The organism is Nocardia sp. CDC160, from assembly GCF_035818795.1.
Classification (GTDB): Bacteria; Actinomycetota; Actinomycetes; order Mycobacteriales; family Mycobacteriaceae; genus Nocardia.
In genome coordinates, this window is record NZ_JAYKYT010000003.1 from 478,706 (window position 1) to 504,786 (window position 26,081).

22 protein-coding genes and 1 tRNA gene are annotated in these 26,081 nt (G+C 67.5%); 12 read left to right on the top strand and 11 right to left on the bottom strand.

Going from position 1 to position 26,081, the window contains the following annotated elements:
* Window positions 1-189: 189 nt before the first annotated feature.
* From VMT40_RS16860 to VMT40_RS16870, 3 genes are read left to right on the top strand one after another with little or no spacing between them, the layout of a single operon-like run.
* A complete protein-coding gene (locus VMT40_RS16860; protein ID WP_326359165.1) occupies window positions 190-1,026 on the top strand; it encodes a hypothetical protein in 837 nt (278 codons plus the stop codon).
* Entirely contained in the window at window positions 1,023-2,777 is a 1,755-nt protein-coding gene (locus VMT40_RS16865) for an ABC transporter permease (RefSeq protein ID WP_326359166.1), read from the top strand. Before VMT40_RS16860 ends, VMT40_RS16865 begins: the two co-directional genes overlap by 4 nt.
* A 16-nt stretch (window positions 2,778-2,793) precedes the next feature.
* Entirely contained in the window at window positions 2,794-4,080 is a 1,287-nt protein-coding gene (locus VMT40_RS16870) for an ABC transporter ATP-binding protein (RefSeq protein ID WP_326359168.1), read from the top strand.
* Window positions 4,081-4,085: 5 nt separating this feature from the next.
* Here the strand turns inward: VMT40_RS16870 and VMT40_RS16875 are convergent, their stop codons facing one another.
* Together VMT40_RS16875 and VMT40_RS16880 are read right to left on the bottom strand one after the other, a co-directional pair.
* Window positions 4,086-5,051, bottom strand: coding sequence for a DNA polymerase domain-containing protein (locus VMT40_RS16875; RefSeq protein ID WP_326359169.1), 966 nt, complete (start codon window positions 5,049-5,051; stop codon window positions 4,086-4,088).
* A gap of 39 nt (window positions 5,052-5,090) precedes the next feature.
* Window positions 5,091-6,485 carry an ammonium transporter gene (locus VMT40_RS16880; RefSeq protein WP_326359170.1) on the bottom strand — a complete coding sequence of 465 codons (1,395 nt, stop codon included), beginning with the start codon at window positions 6,483-6,485 and terminating at the stop codon, window positions 5,091-5,093.
* A 180-nt stretch (window positions 6,486-6,665) separates the two neighbouring features.
* Here VMT40_RS16880 and VMT40_RS16885 point away from each other — a divergent pair, with 180 nt between their 5' ends.
* Complete coding sequence (locus VMT40_RS16885; protein WP_326359172.1) at window positions 6,666-7,568, top strand: TIGR03564 family F420-dependent LLM class oxidoreductase; 903 nt, start codon at window positions 6,666-6,668, stop codon at window positions 7,566-7,568.
* Here VMT40_RS16885 and VMT40_RS16890 read toward each other — a convergent pair.
* Complete coding sequence (locus VMT40_RS16890) at window positions 7,516-8,595, bottom strand: sensor histidine kinase (RefSeq protein ID WP_326359173.1); 1,080 nt, start codon at window positions 8,593-8,595, stop codon at window positions 7,516-7,518. The genes VMT40_RS16885 and VMT40_RS16890 overlap by 53 nt on opposite strands.
* Window positions 8,592-9,266, bottom strand: coding sequence for a response regulator transcription factor (locus tag VMT40_RS16895; RefSeq protein ID WP_326359175.1), 675 nt, complete (start codon window positions 9,264-9,266; stop codon window positions 8,592-8,594). Before VMT40_RS16895 ends, VMT40_RS16890 begins: the two co-directional genes overlap by 4 nt.
* 87 nt (window positions 9,267-9,353) lie before the next feature.
* Here VMT40_RS16895 and VMT40_RS16900 point away from each other — a divergent pair, with 87 nt between their 5' ends.
* The 4 genes from VMT40_RS16900 (at window position 9,354) to VMT40_RS16915 (ending at window position 14,266) form a co-directional block, all read left to right on the top strand.
* Complete coding sequence (locus tag VMT40_RS16900) at window positions 9,354-10,655, top strand: DoxX family protein (protein WP_326359177.1); 1,302 nt, start codon at window positions 9,354-9,356, stop codon at window positions 10,653-10,655.
* 93 nt (window positions 10,656-10,748) lie between these two features.
* On the top strand, window positions 10,749-11,675 hold the full coding sequence (locus VMT40_RS16905) for a hypothetical protein (RefSeq protein WP_326359178.1): 927 nt from the start codon (window positions 10,749-10,751) through the stop codon (window positions 11,673-11,675).
* A gap of 91 nt (window positions 11,676-11,766) precedes the next feature.
* Window positions 11,767-12,051 carry a DUF1490 family protein gene (locus VMT40_RS16910; RefSeq protein WP_326359180.1) on the top strand — a complete coding sequence of 95 codons (285 nt, stop codon included), beginning with the start codon at window positions 11,767-11,769 and terminating at the stop codon, window positions 12,049-12,051.
* Between the two features lie 49 nt (window positions 12,052-12,100).
* The gene (locus tag VMT40_RS16915; protein ID WP_326360217.1) at window positions 12,101-14,266 is read left to right on the top strand and encodes a heavy metal translocating P-type ATPase; all 2,166 of its coding nucleotides are present in this window, start codon (window positions 12,101-12,103) and stop codon (window positions 14,264-14,266) included.
* A gap of 106 nt (window positions 14,267-14,372) precedes the next feature.
* Here the strand turns inward: VMT40_RS16915 and VMT40_RS16920 are convergent.
* Window positions 14,373-14,445, bottom strand: a tRNA-Ala gene (locus tag VMT40_RS16920).
* Between the two features lie 129 nt (window positions 14,446-14,574).
* Between VMT40_RS16920 and VMT40_RS16925 the strand changes: the two genes are divergently transcribed.
* Complete coding sequence (locus VMT40_RS16925) at window positions 14,575-16,215, top strand: DUF222 domain-containing protein (protein WP_326359182.1); 1,641 nt, start codon at window positions 14,575-14,577, stop codon at window positions 16,213-16,215.
* 177 nt (window positions 16,216-16,392) lie between these two features.
* Here VMT40_RS16925 and VMT40_RS16930 read toward each other — a convergent pair whose 3' ends face one another.
* Together VMT40_RS16930 and VMT40_RS16935 are read right to left on the bottom strand one after the other, a co-directional pair.
* Window positions 16,393-16,827, bottom strand: a complete 435-nt coding sequence (locus VMT40_RS16930) for a DUF4352 domain-containing protein (RefSeq protein ID WP_326359183.1) — start codon at window positions 16,825-16,827, stop codon at window positions 16,393-16,395.
* Between the two features lie 195 nt (window positions 16,828-17,022).
* Window positions 17,023-17,763, bottom strand: coding sequence for a DsbA family protein (locus VMT40_RS16935; RefSeq protein WP_326359184.1), 741 nt, complete (start codon window positions 17,761-17,763; stop codon window positions 17,023-17,025).
* Window positions 17,764-17,861: 98 nt separating this feature from the next.
* On the opposite strand from VMT40_RS16935, the gene VMT40_RS16940 reads away from it, so the two are divergent.
* Window positions 17,862-18,428, top strand: a complete 567-nt coding sequence (locus VMT40_RS16940; RefSeq protein WP_326359185.1) for a hypothetical protein — start codon at window positions 17,862-17,864, stop codon at window positions 18,426-18,428.
* Window positions 18,429-18,438: 10 nt separating this feature from the next.
* Here the strand turns inward: VMT40_RS16940 and VMT40_RS16945 are convergent, their stop codons facing one another.
* From VMT40_RS16945 to VMT40_RS16955, 3 genes are all read right to left on the bottom strand, one after another.
* Window positions 18,439-19,659: an MFS transporter gene (locus tag VMT40_RS16945; RefSeq protein ID WP_326359186.1), complete on the bottom strand. Its 1,221-nt coding sequence runs from the start codon at window positions 19,657-19,659 to the stop codon at window positions 18,439-18,441.
* A gap of 350 nt (window positions 19,660-20,009) precedes the next feature.
* On the bottom strand, window positions 20,010-21,659 hold the full coding sequence (gene pgm / locus VMT40_RS16950) for a phosphoglucomutase (alpha-D-glucose-1,6-bisphosphate-dependent) (RefSeq protein WP_326359188.1): 1,650 nt from the start codon (window positions 21,657-21,659) through the stop codon (window positions 20,010-20,012).
* A gap of 208 nt (window positions 21,660-21,867) precedes the next feature.
* Window positions 21,868-22,212, bottom strand: coding sequence for a DUF190 domain-containing protein (locus tag VMT40_RS16955; RefSeq protein ID WP_326359189.1), 345 nt, complete (start codon window positions 22,210-22,212; stop codon window positions 21,868-21,870).
* 250 nt (window positions 22,213-22,462) lie between these two features.
* Here VMT40_RS16955 and VMT40_RS16960 point away from each other — a divergent pair, with 250 nt between their 5' ends.
* Window positions 22,463-23,653, top strand: a complete 1,191-nt coding sequence (locus tag VMT40_RS16960; RefSeq protein ID WP_326360218.1) for a lipase family protein — start codon at window positions 22,463-22,465, stop codon at window positions 23,651-23,653.
* Window positions 23,654-23,764: 111 nt separating this feature from the next.
* Here the strand turns inward: VMT40_RS16960 and VMT40_RS16965 are convergent, their stop codons facing one another.
* Window positions 23,765-25,261, bottom strand: coding sequence for an MFS transporter (locus tag VMT40_RS16965; RefSeq protein WP_326359190.1), 1,497 nt, complete (start codon window positions 25,259-25,261; stop codon window positions 23,765-23,767).
* Between the two features lie 118 nt (window positions 25,262-25,379).
* Between VMT40_RS16965 and VMT40_RS16970 the strand changes: the two genes are divergently transcribed.
* Window positions 25,380-26,054 (top strand): TetR/AcrR family transcriptional regulator, encoded by a 675-nt coding sequence (locus VMT40_RS16970; protein ID WP_326359191.1) that lies wholly within the window; start codon window positions 25,380-25,382, stop codon window positions 26,052-26,054.
* The last annotated feature ends 27 nt before the right edge of the window (window positions 26,055-26,081 follow it).

Below are 26,081 nucleotides of genomic sequence, written 5' to 3' on the forward strand. Positions count from 1 at the left end.
GCTCGACGCGCATAATTCGCCGATATTCGACACCGCCACCGCGGTGCCGTCGTATTCGCGCGCCAATTTTCGGATCAATTCAGACGATCCGCAATTCATGACCGACCGTCCGCATCAATAGTGCGCGACGGAATTCGACGCTGCCCGCAATACCCGGCGGGCGGCGAGAGTTGAGGGGACACAATCCCAATGAGAATTCGCATGCTCGCCTGGCTCGGCGCACTGACCAGCGCGGCCCTGCTCACCACCCACGCGAATGCCGAGGCCGAACCGCCGCGCCACACCGGCGACGCCGGGTCACTACGGGTGAATCACGACCACCTGGCGATCGTCGATCCACACGGCACCGTCGTCGGCGCACTGGCCAGCGCCGCACTACACACCACGCGGGCCACCGCCCACGCCGAACCCGCGGCCATCGAGGCTACGGCCTCGATCGTCGACCGCACGGTGCGTCTGCACACCGACGCGGGCGCACTGCGGGTGGATCACGACCGCCTGCAGATCCTCGATCCCGCGGGCACCGTCGTGGGCTCGCTGCCCTTGGCGCTGGCCAAGCAGGGCACCATGTACCCGATCGACGCCCGAATCGACGGCAACACAGCCGTTCTCGTGCCGCGCGAAGACCAGGCCCGGCCGCTCACCGACGCGGAGCGGGCCGAGGGCGAGCAGGCCGCCACCGCGCCCATGCGAACCTTCGACCCGCGTCCCGTCAGCGACTCCGACAGTCCCGAGGACCGGTTCAACAACGCGATGGGCCATGTCAACACCGAGCTCGGCGCGGCCGTCGCGGTGGGCACGCTGCTCGGCGCGATCGTCGGCGGACCGCTGGGATGCGTGTTCGCGGGCGCGCTCACCACCGTCGCGGCGGGGCCGGTGGGCGCGGTCGTCGGCTGTCTGGCGGGGGCGGTCGTCGGCGCGGGCATGGGCGTCGTGGTGTTCAACGTGCTCGTCGGCGTGCCCGCCCTGATCGGATCCGCCATCCACTTCTTCAATGTGGTGAACGCGCCGGGGGCAACGGCATGACACTCGAAATCGCAATCCCCAACAGCCCCAAGACGACTCCCGATGCGCGCCGGGCTCGCACCGGACTCCGCCCGGTCGACTACCTGCTGCTGACGGCTGGCGTGGTGTTGACGGTGGTGGTGGTCAAGCTCTTTCGCGACGTCTCCGTGCCGTGGGTGCCGGGCGACAGCCCCGACACCGTGTCCACCGATCCGTCGAATCTGCCCTACTACGCGGCCCGCACCACGCTGCGCATGTTCGTCGGGCTGGGTGCGTCGGTCCTGTTCACGCTCGTGGTCGGCCAGTGGGCCGCGCACTCGCGGCGGGCGGAGAAGGTGCTCATCCCGATGCTGGACATTCTGCAGTCGGTGCCGGTGCTGGCGCTGGTATCGATCACGGTGAGCGCCTTCATCGCCCTGTTCCCCGGTTCCTACCTGGGCGCGGAGGCGGCGTGCGTGTTCGCCATCTTCACCGCGCAGGCCTGGAACATGACCTTCGCCTACTACCAGGCGCTGCGAAACATGCCGCGCGAGCTCGACGAATCGGCCCGCATGATGCGGTTGACCCGCTGGCAGCGGCTGACCCAGCTCGAGATTCCGGCCGCCATGGTCCCCATGATCTGGAACGGCATGATGAGCTTCGGCGGCGCGTGGTTCATGCTGGCGTCCTCGGAGATCATCAGCGTCTCCGGCAATGATCAGGCGCTGCCGGGCATGGGCAGTTTCATCGCCGCCGCCACCTCCGAGGCCGCGGTGGGCAAGCTGTTGCTCGGCGCGGCCGTCATGGTCCTCACCATTGTGCTGGTGAACGTGCTGTTCTGGCGGCCGTTCACGGCGTGGTCGGAGCGGTTCCGGGTGGAGAACGCCGAGGCGGCGCTGGCACCGCGCAGCCTGGTGCTGGATCTCTTGCGGCGCACCACGATTCCCGGTCGGGTCACGGCCCGGCTGCGACCGGTCGGCGAACTCGTCGACCGCGGCATGCGGATCTTCGGGCGCGCCACCCGCTCGCCCTACGAGCGGCGCGGCAGCCGCGCCGGGGACGCGGTGTTCTTCGCCGCGCTGTTCGCGGCCATCGGGTGGGGCGCGTGGACGCTGGCCCGCTACTTCGAAAGGACCGTGGGTTTCGCCGAATTCGGGCCCGCCTCGCTGATGGGCCTGGCCAGTCTGAGCCGCGTGGTGGTGCTGCTGGTGGTGTCGACCGTGGTGTGGGTGCCGGTCGGGGTGTGGATCGGGATGAATCCGCGCATCTGCCGGTTCGCGCAACCGGTGGTGCAGGTACTGGCCAGCTTCCCGGCCCAGTTCCTCTACATCTTCGTGGTGGCGGGGCTGACGTACACGGGCATCTCGCTGAATATCGGCGGCACCGTGCTCATGGCACTGGGTGCGCAGTGGTACGTGCTGTTCAACGTGATCGCGGCGGCCGGGCAGATCCCGACCGATCTGCGCGAGGCCATGGACGATCTGCGGGTGCACGGGTGGGAGCGGTGGAAGTCGTTGATCCTGCCCGCGATCGCGCCCGGGTACGTGGTCGGCGCGATCACCGCGTTCGGCGGGGCGTGGAATGCCACCCTCGTCGGCGAGGTCGTCGACTCCGGCAGTACGCATCTCGAGGCGTTCGGGCTCGGCGCGTACATCACCAATGCGACCGTCAACGACCAATTCGCCAAGGTGCTGCTCGGCACCCTCGTCATGAGCGTGGTCACGGTCGCCATCAACCGGCTGGTCTGGCGTCGCCTGCAGCGCAAGGCCGAGACCCGCTTCGCTTTGATCTAGAGAGGAGAACCACGCGATGTCCATTCCCGTCATCACCGTTGATCGCGTCACCAAGAACTTCACCAATCCCTCCGGCGAGCAGCTGGCGGTCCTGTCCGACGTCCGCATGGAGTTGCGCGAGGGCGAAATCGTCGCGCTGCTGGGCAAATCCGGGTCGGGCAAGTCCACGCTCATGCGGATCATCGCGGGGCTGGTGCGGCCCTCGGCCGGGACCGCGCGGCTGCGCGACTCCGAGATCACCGAGCCGAATGCCAGCACCGCCATGGTGTTTCAGACCTTCGCGCTGCTGCCGTGGCTCACGGTGCGGCAAAATGTCGAACTCGGCCTCCGCGCACAAGGAATTCCAGCCTACGAGCGCGCCGAGCGGGTCACCGACGCCATCGACATGATCGGACTCGACGGCTTCGAGAACGCCTATCCCAAGGAGCTTTCCGGCGGTATGCGCCAGCGCGTCGGGTTCGCGCGCGCCCTGGTGGTGCGGCCCGAGGTGCTGCTCATGGACGAGCCGTTCTCCGCGCTGGACGTGCTGACCGCGGAAAACCTGCGCGGCGAGCTCATTCGGCTCTTCGGGGAGGCGGCGTTCCCGACCAAGACCATGCTGATGGTGACCCACAATATCGAGGAGGCGGTGCAGCTGGCCGATCGAATCCTGGTGTTGGACAACAATCCCGGACGCATCAAGGGCGAGATCAAGATCGGGTTGCCGCATCCGCGCGACACCCGGGGCGCGCACTTCCAGAATCTGGTGGATCACGCGTACCGGATGCTCACCGATTCGCCCTACGACGGCGATCGGGAGACGGTGACGCCCACCCCGACCAACCGGCCACTGCCCGATGCCACCGTGGACGGCATCGCGGGCATGCTCGATCTGGTGGCCATGAGCGGCGGGCGCGCGGATCTGCCGGACCTGGCCAGCGGGCTGCGCTTCGAACTCGACGACATCATGCCGCTGGTCGATGCCGCGCGCCTGCTGGGGTTGGCCACCGCCGCGGACGGCGATCTGGAGCTCACGGCCGACGGGCGCATGTTCATCGACGCCGATATCGACACGGCCAAGGCGATTTTCGCGCGCGTGGCCCGTGCCAAGGCACCCTTGGTCGGTGCTATCGACCACGCCCTGGCCGGTGCGCACAATCAGCGCATGCGCGACGGATTCTTCCTGGACCTCTTGCGCCGCAACTTCACCGAGGACGCGGCACGCCGACAACTCCGCACCGCCGTCGACTGGGGACGCTACGGCGAACTCTACGAATACGACGCCGACGAGCGAATGTTCCTGCGCCATCCGGTCCACGGCTGAGGGTTTCAGTCCTCGCGTCGGGCCGCGCGGGCGCGGCGTTTGCCCTCGTGCATGGCCTGCACGCGGGCGACGGGAATGGTGTGGCCCTCGGCGATCAGGTCGGCGGGCAGTTCCTGCGGGGCGGGCATGAGCTCGCGCCACGGGTCGCGGTCGCCGAGTTCCTTCACCGCGGTGCGAATCGTGAAGTCGCGCGGGTGGATTCGAGGAAGGTCCGCCCACGCGATGGGAAACGACACCGTCGTGCCCGGCCGGATCCGCGGGCTGTAGGCGGCCACCACGGTCGCGCCGCCCGCGCGGGTGGAATCCAGGAAAACCTTGCCGCCGCGGTCTTCTCGAATGAAGGCCGTGGTGGCCAGGGCCGGGTCCAGGCGTTCGGCGCGGGCCGCGATGGCCCGGGTGGCGGCCGCGGCATCCTCGAGGTCGATGCCGGGTACCACCGGGACGAAGATGTGAACGCCCTTGGAGCCACTGGTTTTCACCGCACCGGCGAGACCGTCGTTGTCCAATGCCCGCCGAATCAGCTCGGCCGCACCCACCACCTGTTCGAACGGCTGGTCCGGTGCCGGGTCGATGTCCAGCACCAAATATGTTGGGCTGCCGGAATAGTCGGCGAGCCCCTCCGCCAACAGCAGCGTCACGTGGTACTCGACCGCACGCTGATTTCCGAACCACAGCAGGGTCCGCACGTTATTGCACAGCGCGTAGGAGATCTCTCGCCGCGAACTTCCCGCCCAGAGTGTCGCGCGCTCGACCCACTCCGGCGTGTACTTGGGCAGATTCTTTTGCATGAACGGTTCCTGCCCGGGCCGGACCCGCACCACCGACAGCGGTCGATCCCGCAACACGGGCACCATTCGCTCCCCCACCGCCTCCAGGTAATCGATCAGATCACCCTTGGTGGCGTCGGCCCCGTCGAACAAGGGACTGTCGAGACTGGAGAATTTCAACCCGGCCCGCGCGTCATCGCCCATCGCCCCACCTTGCGCCCCCGCGGTGCCCCCGTCAACCGCTCACCGGTACTGGTCGCGCGGTGGCGGCACGGGCCGGGTCGGCTGGGCGGTCGGCCGACGCTGCGAGGTCAGGGTGGTGCGCGGGCGTACGGGTGCGGCAACCAGGTCGCTCACCGAGAACACACCGTCGTAGGCGGATTCGGCGTGCTCGGATTCGTCGATGCCGTTGGCTTCCACCTCGTGGTCGACGCGGAACCCGAACAGCTTGTGGACGATCCACGCCAGGATCAGCGTGGCCACGAACGAATAGCCCATCACGGCGAGCGCGGCGATGGACTGGCGCAGCAGCTGCGTGACCCCGCCGCCGTAGAGCAGCCCGTTGCCGCCCGCCGGGTTCACCGAGGCATCGGCGAAGACCCCGATCAACAGCGTGCCCACCAAACCACCGACCAGGTGCACGCCGACCACGTCGAGCGAATCGTCATAGCCGAAGACGAATTTCAGGCTCACCGCGAGCGCGCAGCACACCCCGGCCACGAGGCCGATGACCAACGCACCCAGCGGCCCGACGAATCCGCAGGCGGGCGTGACGGCGACCAGCCCGGCGACCGCGCCCGACGACGCGCCGATGGTGGTCGGGTTGCCGTCGCGCCACTGCTCGACGACGATCCACGCCAGCGACGCCGCGCCCGTCGCGACGGTGGTATTGGTGAACGCCACGGCGGCGAGATCACCTGCGGTCAAAGCCGATCCGGCATTGAACCCGTACCACCCGAACCACAGCAGCGCCGCGCCGAGCAGTGTGAACGGCACATTGTGGGGCCGTGTGATGCTGCGCGGCCAGCCGTGCCGCTTGCCGATCACCAGCGCCACCGCCAGTGCCGCCGCGCCCGCATTGATGTGCACCGCGGTGCCACCCGCGAAATCGAATGCCTTGAGCCGGTTGATGATCCAGCCTCCGACATCCGTCGAATTTCCCGACGCGTCGGTATCGGTGAACCCGCTCGAACTGAAGACCCAATGCGCGACCGGGAAGTACACGACGGTCGTCCACACCACCGTGAACACCGTCCATGCCCAGAATCGTGTCCGCCCGGCGATCGCACCCGAGATCAGCGCGGTGGTGATGACCGCGAACATCAACTGGAACATCACGAAGGCCATCGTCGGAATCTGATGCCCGGCAGGCCCGGACACCGTCCCCTGCGTCATCCGCAACAGCGCATGCGACATGCCGCCCACCAGCCCCTGAAAGGCGTCGTTGCCGAATGCCTCGCTGTAGCCGTACAACAGCCACAGCGTCGACACCACGCCGAGACAGACGAAGTTCATCATCAGCATGTTCAGCACACTCTTGCCGCCCACCATGCCGCCGTAAAAGAAGGCCAACCCCGGCGTCATCAACATGACCAGCGCGGCACTGGCCAGCACCCACGCCGTATCTCCCGAATTCACACTCGTACCTCATATCCCACGGGAATTGCGCCACAGCATCGAGAACCGCTGTTTCCCCCGACCACCCGCTGGTGTTTCGGAACGATGAATTCACCGCACCGCGGACGAACGCCCGCCAAACCCTTGTGATCACCGTGATTTCGAGGAAAGAGTCCCGGCCGCGTATCGGTTGCCCATGGCATGACTCTCGGAATCGCGCTTGCCGCGACGAATGCCGACAACTACATCGATGCGATCGTGAGCCAGGCGCGGACCGCGCACGAGTTGGGCGTCGAGTCGGTCTGGTTCGGCCAGCGCATGGACTACGACTCGCCCGCCCTGGCCGCCATCGTTGGGCGCGAGGTCCCCGGCCTCCAGGTCGGCACCTCCGCCATCCCCGTCCTCGGCCGCCACCCCCTGCTCGTCTCCGCGGCAGCCCAAACCGCCCAAGCCGCCACCCACGGCCGCTACACCCTGGGCCTGGCCCTCGGCTCCACCCTCGTCGGCGACGCCTTCGGCCTCCCCTTCGAGCGCCCGATCGCCCGCCTCCGCGAATTCCTCACCGCCCTGCGCCAATTGCTCGACACCGGCACGGCCGACTTCCACGGCGAACTGCTCACCGCCACCCCCACCCTGCCCACGGCCCTTCCCGGCGCACACCCGCGACCCCCGGTCCTGGTGGCCGCCATGGGCCCCCAGGCCCTCCGCGTCACCGGCGAACTGGCCGACGGCATCCTCCCCTACCTGGCAGGACCGAAAACCCTGAGCTCCCACATCATTCCCACCCTCGCCCGCTCCTCGAACACCACACCCCGCGTCGTCGCCTTCGTCCCCGCCGTGGTCACCGCCGACGTCGAAGCCACCCGCGCCCGCGCCCTCGAAACCCTCTCCTTCTATGAAAAGATCCCCTCCTACCGCCGTGTCCTGGACCAGGAGGGCGCAGACCGCGCCGCCGAACTGGCCCTGATCGGCGATGAGGAAACCATTGCCGCCGGAATCCGCCGCTACCGCGAAGCCGGTGCCACCGAAGTAGTCCTCACCACCACCAATCTCAGCACTCCGGAGGACGAGCTCCGCACCTGGGCGCTGGCAGCCGCACTGTGATGTGGAGTCCGCCGCTCGGGCGCGGGAGGATGGTGAGGGTTCCGTCGTGGGCGCGGGTGATGCTTTTGACGAGGGCGAGGCCCAGGCCGACACCGGCGTGGTCGGTGGGTGTGCGTTCGGTGGCGCGCTGGAATGGTTCGGTGAGGGTCGAGATCACCTGGGGGGTAAGGATGTCGCCGGTGTTTTCGACGGTGAGTTCGACGTAGTCGGGGTGGGTGGCGGTGGCGATCTGAACGGTGCCGTGTTCGGGGAGGTTGTGGACGATCGCGTTGTGTACGAGATTCGTGGTCAGCTGCAGCAGGAGGGTGGGCGAACCGAGGGTGGGGGTGAACTCGCCGGATGCCTGGATGGTGATGTCGTTCTTTTCCGCCAGTGGGAGCAGGGTTTCGGCGACTTCCTCGGCCAGCAGGGACAGGTCGACCTGTTCTCGGGTGAACGATCGCTGGTCGGCGCGGCTGAGCAGGAGCAGTGCCTCGGTGAGGGCGATCGCTCGCGAATTGACTGTGCGCAAGCGCTCTTCGAGCTCACCCGGGTCTCGGTTCGGATCGGCGCGGGCGACGTCGAGGAGAGCCTGGGTGATCGCCAGTGGGGTACGCAGTTCGTGGGAGGCGTTGGCGGCGAACCGCTGTTGCTCGGCGACGTGGCTTTCGAGCTGGGCGAGCATGGCGTCGAAACTGTCGGCGAGTTCACGGAATTCGTCTCGGGGGCCGCGCAATTGGATCCGGTGGGACAGCGACCCCCGCGCGGCCCTGCGGGTGGCGGCGGTGATCCTGGTCAGCGGTGCGAGGATGCGGCCCGCGAGCAGCCATCCGCCCAGCAGACCGAACAGCAACAGAAAGCCCAGCACCGCGCCCGCGGCCTGCGCGAAGTGCCGCGCGAGCCCCAAGCGGGTCAGCACGCCCCCGGGGGAGGCGGTCACGTCCGGCACTTCCGCCAGCAGATACAGCCACACGGCGGCCAGCAGCAGAGCACCGGCCAGCATGAGGAAGCCGGTGTAGCTGAGTGTGAGTTTGAGGCGAACGCTCACACCGGCTCCGATCCCACCTCGATGCGGTAACCGACGCCCGCGACCGTGGTGATCAGCCATGGCTCGCCGAGCCGTTTACGCAAGGCCGACACGGTGATTCGCACGGCATTGGTGAAGGGGTCCGCGTTCTCGTCCCACGCGCGATGCAGCAGCTGTTCGGCGCTGACGACACCGCCGCCCGCGGCGACGAGAACCTCGAGCACGGCGAACTGTTTCCGGGTGAGCGCGATATAGCGGCCGTCGCGGTAGACCTCACGGCGGAACGGGTCCAGACGCAGACCGGCGATCTCCGTGACCGGCGGTCTGGCGTGCGCGCGCCTGCGATCGAGCGCTCGGAGCCGGAGCACGAGTTCGCGCAGTTCGAACGGCTTGGTGAGGTAGTCGTCGGCGCCGAGTTCGAATCCGGAGGCCTTGTCGTCGAGTCGGTCGGCGGCGGTGAGCATCAGGATCGGCATGCCGCTGCCCGACGCGACGATCCCCGCCGCGATCTCGTCACCGGAGGGCCCGGGAATGTCGCGGTCGAGGACGGCGATGTCATAGTCGTTGACGCGCAACAGGTCTCGGGCGGTGTCGCCGTCACCGGCGAGGTCGGCCGCGATCGCCTCCAGGCGCAGTCCGGCGCGGATGGCCTCGGCCAGATAGGGCTCGTCTTCGACAACCAACACCCGCATGCGTCCCAGGCTACGATCCGGCGCATATCGTCGGCGTATCGAAAATCTCATACGGCCCGGCAACACCGCGTTGTCCAGGGTGGCGTCATGAGTCTGACGACGGCAGGACGAACGAGCTGGAAACCACTCACCCGCATCGCATTTCGGTTCTGTCTGCTGTATTTCGGCGCGATCTGCCTGTTCATTCCGCCGATCGTCTTCGTGCCGACGGGATGGCTCGGCTTCTGGCTGGGCCACGATGCGGCGTATTGGCCTGTCCGGGCCGTGCAGCCTGTCCTGAATTGGGTGGGCCAGCACGTGTTCGGTGTCTCCGCGCAGCTGCGTCCGAACGGTGTGGGCGACCAGACGATTTTCTGGGTGCTGCTGTTCTGTGTGCTGGTCGTGGCGGTGGCCGGGACGGCGGTGTGGTCGCTGCTGGACCGGCGACGCGCGCACTATCGCACGCTCGCGGGCTGGTATCTGCTCGTCATTCGGCTGGCGCTGGCGGGCCAGCTATTGAGCTACGGCTGCGCCAAGGCGTTGGCGGCGCAGATGCCGCAGCCGTCGCTGACCAGGCTGTTGACCAAGTACGGCGACTTCACGCCGATGGCCGTGCTGTGGTCGCAGGTGGGCATGTCGAGACCGTACGAAATCGCGCTCGGCGCTGCGGAAATCGCCGCCGCGATACTGCTGTTCGTTCCCCGAACGGCATTGCTCGGCGCATTGCTGGCACTGATCGACACCCTGCAGATCCTGGTACTGAACATGACCTTCGATGTGCCGGAAAAGATCCTGTCCGCACACCTGCTCCTGATGTCGGCGATACTGCTGGCGCCCGAGGCGCGACGGTTGACGCGAGTCCTGCTGTTGAATCGTGCCACCGGGCCCGGGGCCGTGCCGTACCCGTTCCACACCACGAGATGGCGGCATATCGCGGCACTGACCCAAGTCGCGTTCGGAATCTGGATCGCGGCGGCACAAATACACGGCGGCCTACACGCCTGGCACACCGTCGGACCCGATCGACCCAAACCTCCCCTGTACGGCATCTGGTCGGTCTCCCAATACATCCGCGACGGCCAACCGGTGCCACCTCTGACCACCGACGAAACCCGCTGGAAAACAGTGGTCTTCGACTATCCGAACATGGTCACCTACCAGCGAATGGATGACACCCTGATAACCGTTCCCGCGGACGTGGACGCCGCCACCCACCGAATCCGCCTGATCGGCGACAGCCCGAACACGTGGTCCACCCTCACCTTTCAACAGCCCAACCCCGACAACGCGGTGCTGACCGGCGACCTGGACGGCCATCGGGTGACACTCAGCCTCGACCGCATAGACCCGAACCGATTCCCTCAGCGAAACACCGGGTTCCACTGGATCCAGAACACCCCGAATCTCTGAAGGGTTCCGCCATGCTACGTTAACGGCAATCGTTTTCAATACTGCCCGACCTCGAAAGCACCACCGTTGTACAAATCTCCCACCGGCGCGATCATGCGCCCTGCCCGTGCACCCCGACCAGGGTGGCTGGGCGCAGCCGGTCTGCTCGCACTCACCGCCATTCAGGCGGCGCCCCTCGATGCGTCGGCCGCGCCCACGAATCCGTTGCGGCCCGTCATCGCACCCGCGGAACTCGCCCAGCAGATGCGGTCCGCGATCCAGGCCGCCTCGCCCGGCACCCGGGTCGGCATCGACGTCATCGACAACACCACCGACGCGACGCTCGCCGACCTCGACTCCGATCAGCAGTTCTACACCGCGTCCGTGGTCAAACTGCTGATCGCGGTGGACGAATTGCGTGGGCGCGATTGGCAATCGGATTCGGATACCGCGGCCGATATCCACCGCATGTTGTCGGCCAGCGACGACGATATCGCCGACCGGCTCTGGTGTGAGAACGGCGGCACCGCGATCGTGAATCGAATGGTCGACTTGATCGGGCTCACCGGCACGCAGCCGCCGACCGACCCCGCCGAGTGGGGCGAAACCCGCACCACGCCAAAAGATGTCGTCGCCATCTACCGCTACCTCACGACCGTCCTGCCCGAACCGGCCCGGGAGCTGATCGTGAATGGATTGCGGGACAGCAGCCGCATCGCGGCCGACGGCACCGACCAGTATTTCGGGATCCCGGACGGCTTTCCGGACGCACCGCGGGCAATCAAGCAGGGCTGGATGGCACTCGACACCTCGACGACCATGAACACCACCGGCCTCGTCGGCACCTCCCCCGGACAGCCGCTGCGCTACACCGTCGTGGTCCTGACCTCGCAGCCCGCCGACGTCGGGTGGACGGCGGGCGGTGCGGCACTCACCCGAGGCCTGGTCGTCCTGCGCGACAACGCAATCCCTCCGACGAGAACAGAGGCCCTTCGGGACACGTCCGGTCGCGAGGGCGTCGGTGCTGCGCCATCATGGTGATCTCGACACGGACCACCGGGATCGAGCTAGATTCGGGAGCGAGCTCGGTCGTTGCTGAGGTATCGCCGAATCTCGACGTAGGGAGTATGTGATGGTCCTGCCTGGTTTGCTGTCCAAGGCCGCGACGACGGTCGTCACCGGCGCGGTCGGGGTCGCCGCGTACGAGGTGCTGCGGCGCGCGGCGGCGAAGGTGCCCGCCCGGGATATCGCGGTGACCGCGGCCGAGTGGGGGTTGCGCGGCGTCCGCACTGCCGAAACTCGCGCGGAATCCGCCCGGCTGACGATCGCCGACGTGGTCGCCGAGGCCCGCGAGCGGATCGGCGAGGAGGCGCCGCCGCCGAGCGTCGCCTCCGGCGGTCACGATCACGACCACTAGCGGGAGGATCGCCGTGACCGCGGTCGTGGACACCGACCACCCGGCCGACCTGACGATCCTGTCCGACGCGGCGGGCCGGATACGACTGCGGGTGCCCTGGATACGCGGCGGATCGGTCCGGGCGGTCGCGGTCGAGGAGGCCGTGGACGGAGTGGGCGGCGTGCGCGCGGTGCACGCCTATCCCCGGACCGGATCGGTGGTGGTGTGGTACTCGCCGCGGCGCGCGGATCGGGACGAGATCCTGAAGGCGGTCGCTGCCGCCCGGGAGGTGCCCGCGGCCCTGGTGCCCGTGCGGGCTCCGCGCTCGGCGGATGTCGCCAATGCCGATGTGTTGCGCATGGTGATCGGCGGAGTCGCGTTGGTGCTGCTGGGATTTCGGCGCTATGTGTTCGCCAGACCGCCGCTGCTGGGTCCGGCCAGCCGGACCTTCGCCACCGGTGCGACGATCGTCACCGGGTACCCCTTCCTGCGCGGTGCGCTGCGCTCTCTGCGCGGCGGTAAGCCCACCGGGACCGACGCGCTGGTGTCGGTCGCCACGATCGCGAGTCTGGTGCTGCGGGAGAACGTCGTCGCGCTGACCGTGTTGTGGCTGCTGAATATCGGTGAGTACCTGCAGGATCTGACCTTGCGGCGCACCCGCCGGGCGATCTCGGATCTGCTGTCCGGCAACCAGGACACGGCCTGGCTGCGCCTGCCCGACGGGACCGAGGTCCAGGTCGGCATCGAGACCCTGCAGCTCGGCGACGAGGTCGTGATGCACGACCATTCCGCGATCCCGGTCGACGGCATCGTCGTCGACGGCGACGCCATCGTCGATCAATCCGCGCTGACCGGCGAGACCTTCCCGGTGACCGTGGGGACCGACGACCGGGTGCACGCCGGTTCGGTCGTGATCCGGGGACGCCTGGTCGTGCGCGCCGAGGCCGTCGGCCAGGAGACCACGATCGGCCGGGTCATCGCCCGCGTCGAGGAGGCCCAGCACGATCGCGCGCCCATCCAGACGATAGGCGAAAGCTTCTCTCGCCGTTTCGTTCCCGCCTCCTTCCTGGTCTCGGCGATCACGCTGCTGCTGACCCGGGACGTGCGGCGGGCCATGACCATGCTGCTCATCGCCTGCCCGTGCGCGGTGGGTCTGGCGACCCCGACCGCGATCAGCGCGGCGATCGGCAACGGCGCGCGGCGCGGCATCCTGATCAAGGGCGGGTCGCATCTCGAGCAGGCCGGACGCGTCGACGCCATCGTCTTCGACAAGACCGGGACACTGACCCGGGGCCGCCCCATCGTCACCACCATCGTGTCCTTCCACGATGATTGGGAGCCCGAGCAGGTCCTCGCCTATGCCGCGAGCTCGGAGATCCATTCCCGGCATCCGCTCGCCGAAGCGGTGATCCGCTCCACCGAGGAGCGCCAGATCACCATCCCACCCCACGAGGAATGCGAGGTCCTGGTCGGTCTGGGCATGCGCACCATCGCCGATGGCCGGACCCTGCTGCTCGGCAGTCCGCCGCTGCTGCGCCAGGAACGGGTCAAGGTGTCGAAGAAGGCGTCGGCCTGGGTGACACGACTGCAACGACAGGCCGAGACACCCCTGCTGCTCGCGGTCGACGGCACCCTGGTCGGTTTGATCAGCCTGCGCGACGAAACCCGACCCGAGGCCGCAGAGGTCCTGAACAGCCTGCGCCGCAACGGAGTTCAGCGCATCGTCATGCTCACCGGCGACCATCCCGAAACCGCGGCGGCGATAGCCGCCGAACTGGGCATCGACGACTGGCAGGCCGAGGTGCTCCCCGAAGACAAGCTGCGCGTCGTGCGGGCCCTGCAGGCCGAGGGCTACACCGTCGCCATGGTCGGCGACGGAATCAACGACGCCCCCGCCCTCGCGGTCGCCGACATCGGCATAGCCATGGGCCTCGGCGGCACCGACGTCGCCGTCGAAACCGCCGACGTCGCCCTCGCCACCGACGACCTACGCCGCCTCCTCGACGTCACAGACCTCGGCGCCCGCGCCGTAGACGTAATCCGCCAAAACTACGCAATGTCGATCGCCGTCAACGCCCTCGGCCTACTCATCGGCGCAGGCGGCGCCCTCTCCCCCGTACTAGCCGCCGTCCTACACAACGCCTCCTCGGTCATCGTGGTAGCCAACAGCTCCCGCCTAATCCGCTACCGCCTAACCCAAGACCCCACCCACCCTCAGCCCCCAGCCCCCGCGTGAAAATGGATGGCACCCAAGGCCTCTGAGCGTCCGCCATGACCGAGTGCGCTGAGCATCGAATACACAACGGAGCCGCAGGTCAATGACCTGCGGCTCCGTCTTGAAGTGGAGCTAAGGGGACTCGAACCCCTGACCCCCACACTGCCAGTGTGGTGCGCTACCAGCTGCGCCATAGCCCCGTGTTCAGTTCTGTGCTAGCGGGGCGGTGCCCTGCTTGCTTGAACGAAGTTACACGACGGGTGTCGAACAAACCAAATCGCCTGGATAGAGGCTGGCGGAGGCGATCTTCTCGAGCTAGGCTCGAACGCATGTTCGATAGCCGAGAGGTGGAGGCGATGGGCGACGAGGAGCTGATCGACGCGCTGCGGCGGGCACACGGAGCGGCGGCGTTCGCACAGGCGGCGGAAATCACAGCGGTGCGGGAGGTGTATCGGCGGCATCGGGCCGAGAATGCCGCGCCGGGGGCGGGTGGGGTGCGTGCCGGGGAGTTCGCCGCGGCGGAGATCGCCGTGGCGGTGCACGTGTCCGAGGCGGTGGCGGCGGCGCTCGTCGACATTGGGCTGGCGCTGGACTCGCTACCGGATACCAAGCTGGCCTTCGCGGCCGGGCGCATCGATCTGTCGCGGGTGCAGGTGATCGTGGACAGCCTGCGCGGGCTCTCGCGGGAGATGCGAGAAGTCTTGGAGCCCAAGCTGATCGACGCGGCCTTGCGCTCGGATCCCGCCCGATTACGGCAGACCGCGCAGCGTTGGGTGACCCGGCTCGATCCGGACGGTGAGACCAGGCGGCGGCGGGAACGCGAGCAGGATCGCGATATTCGCATTCGCGCGGTTCAAGACGGGATGGCGGTGTTCGACGGGCTGCTTCCGGCGGCGGGCGCGCAGGCGCTGGCCATGCGGCTGCGCGAGATGAGTCTGCAGGTCTGCGATGACGATCTGCGCACCATGTCCCAGCGCCGCGCCGACGCCCTCATCGCCCTCGCCGACGGTTCCGGCCGCCTGACCTGCGGTTGCGGCAAGGGAACCGACTGCCCCAAGGCCACCGCACCCGCCACCCCGCGCCGCCCGCTCATCCAGGTCGGGGTCTCCGCCGAATCCCTCCTCGGCCTGCGCGACGACCCGGCCTTCCTCGCGGGTTACGGCCCGGTCGACGCCGCCCTCGCACGCACACTCGCCGAACATGCCCGCTTCCAGGTGATTCCGGAGTATTTCCCAGAGACCACCGCACCGCAAGCCGACACGTCCGGCGAAGTACCGGAACCCGACACCACCTCACAAGCTTCGGCACGGACACCGAGGCCCGACACCGCCGCACCGGCACCCTGGGAGCGCGCGCTGGTCGCCCGCGAGCGCGTCGCGAACACTCACGACGACCCCGAGCCCATCCCGGGTGTCGATCGAGGCAGACTCGTCTCCATCCCCGGAACTCCGAAAATCGCTGCCGTGCGCCCCTTTTCGGGTTCACCCGCCCGTGAGGTCCGCGCCCTGGACGGCCTGTGCCGCTTCCCCGGCTGCACCATGCCCGCCGCGGAAACCTCACTCGTCCAATTCGATCCGCTCCCCGGCCAGACCACCGCACAGCCGAACCCCGCCTACCGCGCCGTCCTGTGCACCCACCACCATCGCCTGAAGTCCCTGGCGGACAAGGGTAAACACCCCTGGCGCGTCTACCTCGCCGACAACGACCGCATGCGCTGGATCGACCCCAGCGGCGAGCCGCACGAAACCATCCGCGAGGGCGCCCGCTACCTCTTCCCCCACACCGACATCGACGCCCCCACCCTCTCGCGCCCCTTACGCGCGGTCCCCGACATAACCGAAATCCCACCCGCCAGAGGCCATTTCACCACCGACCTGGCATACCCCACGGAGGACCACATCCTCATCCACCCCCAACTCTCCCGCACCACCCCCGACAACGACATCCCCGACAGAGCCGCCACCCGCTGACCCCACCACCACCCCCAATCCAAGGGACCGGGCCCCCAGCCCGGCCCCCTCCCCGGGGTGCGGCTCAACTCACCGTTCCCCCGATGGGCCGCACCCCACCCAATCTGGGCCGTGCAGGCGGCTACACCGGTCGACTGCGCCGCCCTATCCTCGATTCTTGATTTCGTGACTTGCCACTTACGAGACGTCGGCGCGGACCTGGTTGCTGAAGTTATCGAAGACCACGGCCTTGGGCGTGAAGGTGCCCTTCGCGGCGACCACACCGGTTACCTTTTCACCGGGCTGAAGATCCACGGTCGCGATCTGGTTCTGATCGACGCCGAGCTCGGCCTCATGCTTGTTCCCGCCGGTGTCGGTGATAGTGATGTACAGCGGATTGACGCTGACCACCTTGTCCTTGCTGTTGTTCACAACTGTGACAAGGACACTCGTGTATTCGCCCCCGTTGTCCAAGACGCTGGGAGTGAACGCTGTCGGGGTAGCCGACAGCTGCACGACCGCGTTCGCGGTCGACATCGGCGCGGGCTTGGACGGGTCACACGCGGTGAGAACGCCCATTCCGGCGAAAGCGGCCAAAGCGACCGCAAGCACCGAGACGGATTTGCGAATCATTGAATCCCCCTGGAGTTCATCGTTTCCAATCTTCTGACTACCCCTAATAGGCAATCAGATGGCTAACGATAGAACTCGATCAAGCACTTGATAAGGGGATTGTCACCCACATCTGGTCAAGCTCGAATATTGGCACGAATAGGGGGCCGGTGGGTATTCGCACCAACCGACCCCCGGTTTCGTATCCCATGTCCGCTATTTCGCGGCGTCGAGGACCCAGTTCTCGTTGTTCACGTCGACTTTTTTGTCGTCGATGTAGACGGCAGGGGTGGCGGCTCGGCCGTTGAGTTTGTCGGTGAGGGATTTGAGGGCGGATTCGGCGTGGGCTCGGGCGGTGTCGGCTCGGTCGCCGGAGGTGATGCATTTGGCTGCGTCGTCGGGGGCGCCTGCTTGTTTGGCGATGTCGGCGAGGTCCTTGTTGTCGTGGTCCGGGCCGCCTTCGGAGGGCTGGTCGGTGGTGAAGAGGAGGGAGTGGAACTTCGAGTAGGCCGGGCCGTTGCCTGCTTGGGCGACGCATTCGTTCGCGGCTACCGCGCGGGTCGAGTAGTCCTTGCTCTTCGAGCGGGAGTCGAGGAAGTTCACCAGGCGATACCGTACGGCGATCTTGCCCAGATCGACCTGCTGGGCGATCTCCTGGCCGTAGATCTTCTCCAGCTGACCGCAGGCCGGGCACAGCGGATCCTCGTAGATATCAATGGTTTTCGCCACGTTCGGCTTGCCCAGCACGATCGCGCCATCCGAATCCAGCGCCACCGTCACCCCGGGATCGTGCACCGGTCCGTATCCGTCGTTGCGAACCGTCTCCCCGCCCCCGCGATTCCACAGATACAACGCCCCCACGATCGCGACAACCACCACCACGGCCAATCCGGCCAACGCATAGGTGGTCTTGCTGGAAACCGGCTGCGGCGTGTGCTTCGAAGTCGGATTGCTCACCCGCACCACTCTGCCCGACGGCCCCACCCCCACAACACCCGCCCCACCGGACGAAAATCGACTCGCGCCGCCACGCCCACCCCGGCATGCTTCCGTCCATGATCAACACCGCTCCGACCCGCTACGACCGTTCCGCACTCATACACGCGTATCTGGATGCGGTGGAAGAGCTCTCCAAGCTCCACGGCAAGACCGGCGAGGAGGCGGAAGCCGAATACGCGAGCTGGTCCGCGAGCGCCGTCACCCGCTCCAAGACCCGGCTCGCATACCTGCACGGCTTGGAGGAGCTGTTCGGCGTGGTCCTGCGACTCCCCACAGGACCGGGTCCGATCACCACTGTCGGCTCGGTGAGCCCGGCTCTGCTGATGTTCCTGCGCAGCACGGCCCAGTCGTATCACGCGATTCAGACGCCGTTCTCGGGCTACCTGGAAGCGACATTGCTCGTGCGGAAGATGGAGGAGGCCGGGATCTGGGATGCCGTGTCCGACAACAGCGACCGGATGCGACGCACTACCGACGACCTGCGCCAACAACATCTGGAATTGCTCGACACCGTGCTGAGCGCGGTGCTCGGTGACAAGGCCGATCTCGTTTACGAACTCGACGATCCGGCTGCCGCCGCCATTGTTCGACCCGAGCACGGGAACCCGTGGGACGACTGGTGAGACCGGGGGTCTAGCTGGGGATCGGCACAACTTCCTTGCGGCGCAGGGTTTCCGGGGCGAGGAGCCAGACGGCGGAGGCGGAGGCCAGGAGGGCTGCGGTGACGCCGAGGGCCACGCCGTAGGAGATGCGGTCGGCCAGAAGGCCGATGGCGTAGGGGCCTAGGAAGGTGCCTAGGTCGGCGGACATTTGGTAGCCCGCTAGGACGGGGCCGCCGCGGCGGCCGGGGCCGATGATGTCGGCTACGGACGCCTGCAATGCGGGGGAGAACATGCCGGAGCCGATGCCCGCCAGGCAGGAGGCGGCCAGGAGCCAGGGGAGGGTTGGGGAGAGGCCGATGCCTGCGGTGCCGAGGGCGCAGATCAGGGTTCCGGCGATGAGGAAGGGTTTGCGGCCCAGGGTGTCCGACCAGCGGCCGGAGAGGAACAGGACGGAGGCGTTGCCGAGGGCGAAGGCGGTCAGGGCGACGCCTGCCAGGGCGGCGTCCTGTTTCAGGACTTCGACGACGATCAATGGCACCAGGGCCATGCGGACGCCGAAAACGGCCGCGCCATTGCCGAAGTTGGCCCAGAGGGCGGCGCGGTAGGCGGGCTGGGCGATGCCCTCGCGGAAGGTCATGGCGGGGGTGCCGTTGGTGGTCTCGGAGAGCGCTAGCGGCGAATTGCGTAGCGCCACATAGACGATCAGGCTGGCGATCAGCAGGGCCACGCAGTAGATGACGAAGGGGGCGCGCAGGCCCAGGAACGACAGCGCGCCGCCGACCAGCGGGCCGCTGATGGAGCCGATCAGGAAGCTGGTGGAGTACACGCCCGACACCCGGCCCCGCTCGGCGGGCGGCGACATGCGGATCACCAAGCCCAGCGAGGACACCGTGAACATGGTCGATCCGATCCCGCCGAGGGACCGCAAAACCAGCAGCTGCCAATAGCTTTGCGCCAGCGCGCACGCACCGGTCGAGACCGCCACGATCAGCAGCCCGGTCAAGTACACCGGCCGCTCCCCCAGCTTCTGCAACAGCCGTCCCGCCATCGGCGCGAAGATCAACCGCATCAACGCGAACGCGCTCACGATGAACGAGGCGGCGGCGACACCGACGTGGAAACTCCGCGCGAACTGCGGCAGCGCGGGCGCGACCAGCCCGAATCCAATGGCGATCGTGAACGCCGACCCGACCAGCACCCAGATCTCCACGGGCAACCGATGCCGCCCGGCCCCGACCTCAGCACTACTCACCGCACCACGCCCTACTCACCGCACCACGCCCTGCCCACCACACCACGCCGTGCTCACCACCACACCACGCCCTGCCCACCACACCACGCCGTGCTCACCACCACACCACGCCCTGCCCACCACGCCGCACAAGGCCCGCCGTGACCGGCCGAACCACGGTCGCGCCAATCCTCCTGCCGCCGCGTCGAACCCACCCGTCCTCACCGACGACATCCCACCCGCGGCAGCTTCGATGCGACGATGAGAGGCGCCGTTGAGCCCGAGCACCACGACCCGGCTGCCCGTCCACCGCGAGGCCCACCCCGGCGAAGACCTCCAGCGAGCCGTACGACTTGCCCACGGCCAAGCCCTCACGCACCGGAGGTACCGGACAGCGCGTGCCCCACGACTTCCTCGGCCGCCGCCTGCACCAACGCGAGATGCTCGGGCCCATGGAAGGATTCCGCGTAGATCTTGTACTTGTCCTCGGTCCCCGACGGCCGCGCGGCGAACCACGCGTTCTCGGTGGTGACCTTCACTCCGCCCAGCGCCGCGCCATTGCCGCGCGCGCGGGTCTGGATGCCGGTGATGGGCTCCCCGGCGATTTCGGTCGCGGTGATCATGTCCGGCGTCAACGCCGCGAGGCGCGCTTTCTGTTCCGCGGTCGCGTTCGCGTCGACGCGGGTGTAGGCGGGTGAGCCGTAGCGCTTTTCGAGTTCGGTGTAGCGGGTGGACGGGCTCTGCCCGGTGACGGCGGTGATCTCCGCGGCCAGCAGGGCGAGCAGGATGCCGTCCTTGTCGGTGGTCCACACGGTGCCGTCCATGCGCAGGAACGACGCGCCCGCGGACTCCTCGCCGCCGAAAGCCAGACTGCCGCTGAACAATCCGGGCACGAACCATTTGAACCCGACCGGCACCTCGTACACGTCGCGCCCCAGCACCCCGACCACGCGATCGATCATCCCGGAGGTCACCACGGTCTTGCCGATCTTGGTCAGCGCGTCCCACCCCATCCGATTGGCGATCAGGTATTCGATCGCCACCGCCAGGTAGTGGTTCGGATTCATCAGTCCCGCATCGGGAGTCACGATCCCGTGCCGGTCCGCGTCGGCGTCGTTGCCGGTCGAGATGTCGTAATCGTCGCGAATCGCCACCAGCGAGGCCATGGCATAGCGCGAGGACGGATCCATCCGAATCCGCCCGTCGGAATCCAAGGTCATGAACCGCCAGGTCGGGTCCACGAACGGATTCACCACCTCGAGCTCGAGGTCGTAGCGCTGCCCGATCTCCTCCCAGTAGTCCACCGAGGCCCCGCCCATGGGATCCGCGCCCAGCCGAATCCCGGCGCCCCGAATGGCATCCAGGTTCAGCACGTTGGGTAGGTCCGAGATGTAGCGGTCCAGATAGTCGTAGCGCTCCACCTTGGTGGCCAGCGCGTGCGCGAGCGAGGTCCGCCGCACATCGGCGAGCCCGGTTCGCAATAGTTCGTTCGCCCGGGCGGCGATCGCATCGGTGGCGATGGTGTCGGCCGGACCCCCGTGCGGCGGGTTGTATTTGAATCCGCCGTCGCGCGGCGGATTGTGCGAGGGCGTCACCACGATGCCGTCGGCCTGATGCCGCGTCCCGCCCCGATTGTGCCGCAGCACAGCGTGACTCAGCGCGGGCGTCGGCGTGTACCGATCGCGCGAGTCGATGACCGCGGTGACGTCATTGGCGGCCAGCACCTCCAGCGCGGTGGTCCAGGCGGGTTCGGACAGCGCGTGCGTATCCCGCGCCAGATACACCGGCCCGGTAATCCCCCGCGAGGCACGGTATTCCACGATCGCCTGGGTGATGGCCAGGATGTGCGCCTCGTTGAACGCGCAGTCCAGGCTCGACCCGCGATGCCCGGAGGTGCCGAAGGATACGAGTTGCTCGGGATCAGCCGGATCCGGAATTCGGCTGTAGTAGGCCGTCACCAAATGCGCGATGTCCTCGAGGTCCGTGGCCCGCGCCGGTCGTCCGGCTCGATCGTGGGCCATGCTCGCACCTCCCTTCCGTATCGCCTGTGCCCGGCTCGTCATGAGGATCACGGCCGCACCCGCTCCCCGAGATGAGCACCGATCACGACGTTCGCCACCGCATAGCTGTAAGCGCCCTCCTCGTCCGATCGAAACAGTGTGCCCAGGGGGAGAACACTATCGAATCGAGGGGCCACCGCGCGATCCACCAGATAACCGGGCACCGCCGTCACCGCCGGACCCCGTCGAAAACCTCCACCGGCGACAGCGCCACCGTCACCGAATCCAGCAGGTCCGCATTGCTTTCCACGAAGGCGCGCAGGCGATCGGTGGCATCGATGATCATCACCAGCACCGGCATCCGCTCGGCCAGATCCAACAGCCGCGCGGTGTGAATGTGGGAGGACACCCCGTACCCCTCCACGCCACGCCAGACGCTCGCCCCGGCCAGTCCGGCATCCCGGGCGCGCCGCACGATCTCGTGGTAGCGGGGCCGATGCCGATACAGGTCGTCCTCGCCCAGCAGCACCGTCAGCCGGGACGCCGGAACCCAGTGCCGAGTCTTCTCGCTCATCGCCTGCCCCCAATCGTCGTGCCGTTCGCCGATACCTGTCATAACGGTCCCCCCGAGGCACCCGAGTCCGCGGCCGATTCGGCCCGATTCGAGCAGTCTACGAACTTCCTGGCGCGGGTGGACACGCCTTACTAGTTAGCTAAATAGTTGCCATTCGGCGTGTTGCTGAGCCCGAACAACAGCCCGGAACTGCGAGGATAGTGCGGCTTGCCCGGTGTTGTCCCATCGGCCTCGAGGAGCCAAGTTGGCGGTGCGGCAGTCGATCAGAAAGATGCTGGTCCAGGGCTTCGGAATCGCCTCGGTACTGGTGGCCGTCATGGCCGCCGCACCCGCGGCTCACGCCGGGCCGATCTACCCCTTTCCGGACCCGGACGGGTTCTACTACGCCGCAGGCGATCTCGGCGGCGCCCAGAACGGCGACGTCCTCAACGCCCGTCCGATGCCCAGCCCGTGGGCCGGTGCGACGGTGTGGCAGATCCTGTTCCGTTCCACCAATTCCGTCGGCGCGCCCATCGCCGCCATGACCACCCTCATCTCCCCCGGTCCCGGGCCGCGACCGCTGCTGTCGTATCAGCCGTTCGTGAATTCCCTGGGCATGCAATGCGCTCCGTCGCACAGCCTGTTCGACGGCAGCATGAAGGAGGCCTCCGCCTTCCCGCTGCTGCTGGCCCGGGGTTGGGCGATCGCGGTGCCCGATCACCTCGGCCCCGACAGCGCCTACGGCGCGGCCCGCATGGGCGGGCAGATCACCCTGGACGGCATTCGCGCCGTGAAGCGTTTCGCCCCGGCGGGATTGGCCGATTCGCCGGTCGGCCTGGCCGGATACTCCGGCGGCGCGATGGCCACCGGTTTCGCGGCCGCCATCGCCCCCGACTACGCGCCGGAGCTCCCCATTGTCGGTGTCGCCCAGGGCGGCGTCCCGGTGAATCCCGGCAAAATGGCCATCGAGGCGGGTGATTCGCCGCAGGCCCTGTTCGGACTCGGCTTCGCCGTGGCCGAGGGCATGGAACGCGAATACCCGGCCGAAATGCGACTCGACAACTCACTCACGCCGTTCGGCTTCTGGATGCGCGAGCGCATCGCGAATTCCTGTGTGGACGACATCATCTCGGTGGGTGCGAACCATCACATCAGCGAGGTCTTCCACGCGGGCGCGGAGAACGACCCGGTACTGATCCGCACCTTCCACGAGAACGCGCTCGAGATCATCCCCGAACTCATCCACCAGCCGCTCTACGAATGGCACGGCGGCAACGACCAGGTACCCCTCGATCTGGCCCTCTACACCGCGGGCCGGTACTGCGCCGCGGGCACCCCGGTCCAGTTCGACATCATTCCCGGCGCGGATCACGGCACCGCCATCTTCCCGGGCGCGATGAACGCCATGAACTATCTGTCCGACCGTTTCGCGGGTCTGGCCCCGCCCTCGAACTGCCGCTGAATCGCGGTAAGCCGAAAAAGAAACGGCCCCGGCTCGTTCCGACGAGCCGGGGCCGTTTTCATTCCGGACCTCTTTGTCCGGTGGGCGAAACTCAGTGTTGATTCACGAAACTCAGTGCGCCAGAACAGGTTCGCCCTCGGCGGGCGCGGGAACCTGGTTCGGCATGATCAACCCGGTGATCACCGCCCCGACCACGAAGATCGCGGCTGCCCACCAGAAGGTGGTGGTGTAGCTGCGCACCGCGGCCTCGGCCAGCACCGCGGGCGACGGCGGAACATGGTCGGACACATAGTTACCGAACGCGGTCGAAGCCAGCGTCGAGAGCAGTGCGGTGCCGATCGAGCCGCCGACCTGCTGGCTGGTGTTCACCATCGCCGAGGCCACACCCGCGTCCTCGTGGTCGATGCCCGAGGTCGCGCCGGTGAAGGCGGTGGACATCGCCATACCCAGGCCCAGACCCATGAGGATCAGGCTGGGCAGGATGTGGCTGGCGTAGCCGGTGGCGACGCCGATGCGGGTCAGCAGCACCATTCCCAGTGTGGCGAGCAGGAATCCGGACACCACGGTGACCTTCGGACCCACCCGCGGCATGAGCAGCGCGGGCACCGTGGTCGAGGACGCGACCATGCCCGCGACCATCGGCAGGAAGGCCACGCCGGTGCGAATCGGCGAGTACCCCAGCTGCTGCTGCATGTAGTAGGTGAGGAACAGGAACATGGCGAACATGCCGATGCCAATGGTGAACACGGTGACGTAGGAAGCGCCGCGGGTCTTGTCCAACACCACGCGCAGCGGCAGCAGCGGATGCGCGACCCGCTGTTCCAGCCACGCGAACACGCCCAGCAGCACCACGCCGCCGATCAGGAAGGCCAGCGTCACGCCATTGGTCCAACCGTCGGATTCGGCGTGGGAGAAGCCGTACACGATGGCGAACAGCGCGGCGGTCACGGTCAGCGTGCCCGGCAGATCCAGCTTGGGCCGCTCGGTGGCGGTGTGCTTGGCCAGCAACAGCATCGCGCCGACCAACGCGATGGCCGCGAAGACCAGGTTGACGTACATGACCCAACGCCACGAGGCCCACTCGGTGAGCGCGCCACCCAGCAGCAGACCCAGGGCGCCACCGGCACCGGCGATCGCACCGAAAATGCCGAAAGCCTTTGCGCGCTCGGAGGGTTCGGTGAAGGTGACGGTCAGCAGCGACAACGCGGCCGGTGCCAGCAGCGCCGCGAAAACACCCTGCGCGACGCGAGACCCGACCAGCACCTCGAAGTTCCCGGCGGCACCGCCGACCGCGGACGCGACGGCGAACCCGACCAGTCCGGTAATGAAGGTCGTGCGCCGCCCGAACAGGTCCGACAGCCGCCCGCCCAGCAGCAGCAGACTGCCGAAGGCCAGCGCGTACCCCGTGATCACCCACTGCCGATCCCCATTGGAGAATCCGAGATCGGCCTGCGCGTGCGGCAGCGCGATGTTCACGACGGTCGCGTCCAGCACGACCATGAGCTGGGCGACACCGAGCACGGCGAGCACCCACCAGCGCATGGCGTGCGAGCCACGCCGCGCGGCGGGGGCCGACGCCGCCACGTCTTTCTCGAGAGCTGTTGTCATGGTGTTTTCCTCGTCCCCTAGGATTAACGGAGAAACCGTCTCCGCTTACCGGTCCAAGCTACCAGACAAAACGGAGATGAAGTCTCCGGATAATCCCGATTCCTGTTAGGATTAGCCTGTGAATCACGTCACCACCGCGCCACCACCTCGGCGTCTGCGCGCGGACGCCGCCCGCAATCAGCAGCGCATCATCGCGGCCGCCCGCGAGCTGTTCGCCGATCGCGGCCTGGAGGTCACGCTCGACGATGTCGCCGAACGCGCCGGAGTCGGCGTCGGTACGGTCTATCGCCGCTTCGCCAACAAGCAGGAGCTCATCTCCGAGGTCTTCGACCACATGGTCACCGAGCTGGCCGGGGCGGTGGACACCGCGCTGCACCATCCGGACCCGTGGCAGGGCCTGGTCGATCTGTTCGAGTACTCCTGCCGCCACATCGCGGTCAATCGCGGCTTCGGCGAGGTCATTCTCGAATTGCACGACAGCATGGACCGTTTCGTGTGCATGAAGGACCGCATCCGGCCCGGCATGCAGGCGGTCATCCAGCGCGCCAAGGACGCGGGGGTGCTGCAGCCCGATATCGAGCCCGCCGATTTCTTCGCCATGGTGAACATGGTCGACGGCATCGCGGGCTTCGCCCGGCCGGTGAATCCCGATGTCTGGGAGCGCTACATGGCCGTGATTCTCAATGGCGTCCGTGGCGACAGTGTGCCGCGCATGCCGCTCACGCAACCGCCCTTGACCGAGGACGAGGTGGAACGGGCGAAGGCCGCGGCGTGCCCACCGCGCAAACGGTAGCGGACATCACACTCGCGGTTTAAAGTT

Coding starts and splice junctions, on each gene's coding strand:
- VMT40_RS16860 (WP_326359165.1), top strand. CDS start 190: ATGAGAATTCGCATGCTCGCCTGGCTCGGCGCACTGACCAGCGCGGCC.
- VMT40_RS16865 (WP_326359166.1), top strand. CDS start 1,023: ATGACACTCGAAATCGCAATCCCCAACAGCCCCAAGACGACTCCCGAT.
- VMT40_RS16870 (WP_326359168.1), top strand. CDS start 2,794: ATGTCCATTCCCGTCATCACCGTTGATCGCGTCACCAAGAACTTCACC.
- VMT40_RS16875 (WP_326359169.1), bottom strand. CDS start 5,051: ATGGGCGATGACGCGCGGGCCGGGTTGAAATTCTCCAGTCTCGACAGT.
- VMT40_RS16885 (WP_326359172.1), top strand. CDS start 6,666: ATGACTCTCGGAATCGCGCTTGCCGCGACGAATGCCGACAACTACATC.
- VMT40_RS16895 (WP_326359175.1), bottom strand. CDS start 9,266: ATGCGGGTGTTGGTTGTCGAAGACGAGCCCTATCTGGCCGAGGCCATC.
- VMT40_RS16900 (WP_326359177.1), top strand. CDS start 9,354: ATGAGTCTGACGACGGCAGGACGAACGAGCTGGAAACCACTCACCCGC.
- VMT40_RS16905 (WP_326359178.1), top strand. CDS start 10,749: ATGCGCCCTGCCCGTGCACCCCGACCAGGGTGGCTGGGCGCAGCCGGT.
- VMT40_RS16910 (WP_326359180.1), top strand. CDS start 11,767: ATGGTCCTGCCTGGTTTGCTGTCCAAGGCCGCGACGACGGTCGTCACC.
- VMT40_RS16925 (WP_326359182.1), top strand. CDS start 14,575: ATGTTCGATAGCCGAGAGGTGGAGGCGATGGGCGACGAGGAGCTGATC.
- VMT40_RS16930 (WP_326359183.1), bottom strand. CDS start 16,827: ATGATTCGCAAATCCGTCTCGGTGCTTGCGGTCGCTTTGGCCGCTTTC.
- VMT40_RS16940 (WP_326359185.1), top strand. CDS start 17,862: ATGATCAACACCGCTCCGACCCGCTACGACCGTTCCGCACTCATACAC.
- pgm (WP_326359188.1), bottom strand. CDS start 21,659: ATGGCCCACGATCGAGCCGGACGACCGGCGCGGGCCACGGACCTCGAG.
- VMT40_RS16955 (WP_326359189.1), bottom strand. CDS start 22,212: ATGAGCGAGAAGACTCGGCACTGGGTTCCGGCGTCCCGGCTGACGGTG.
- VMT40_RS16965 (WP_326359190.1), bottom strand. CDS start 25,261: ATGACAACAGCTCTCGAGAAAGACGTGGCGGCGTCGGCCCCCGCCGCG.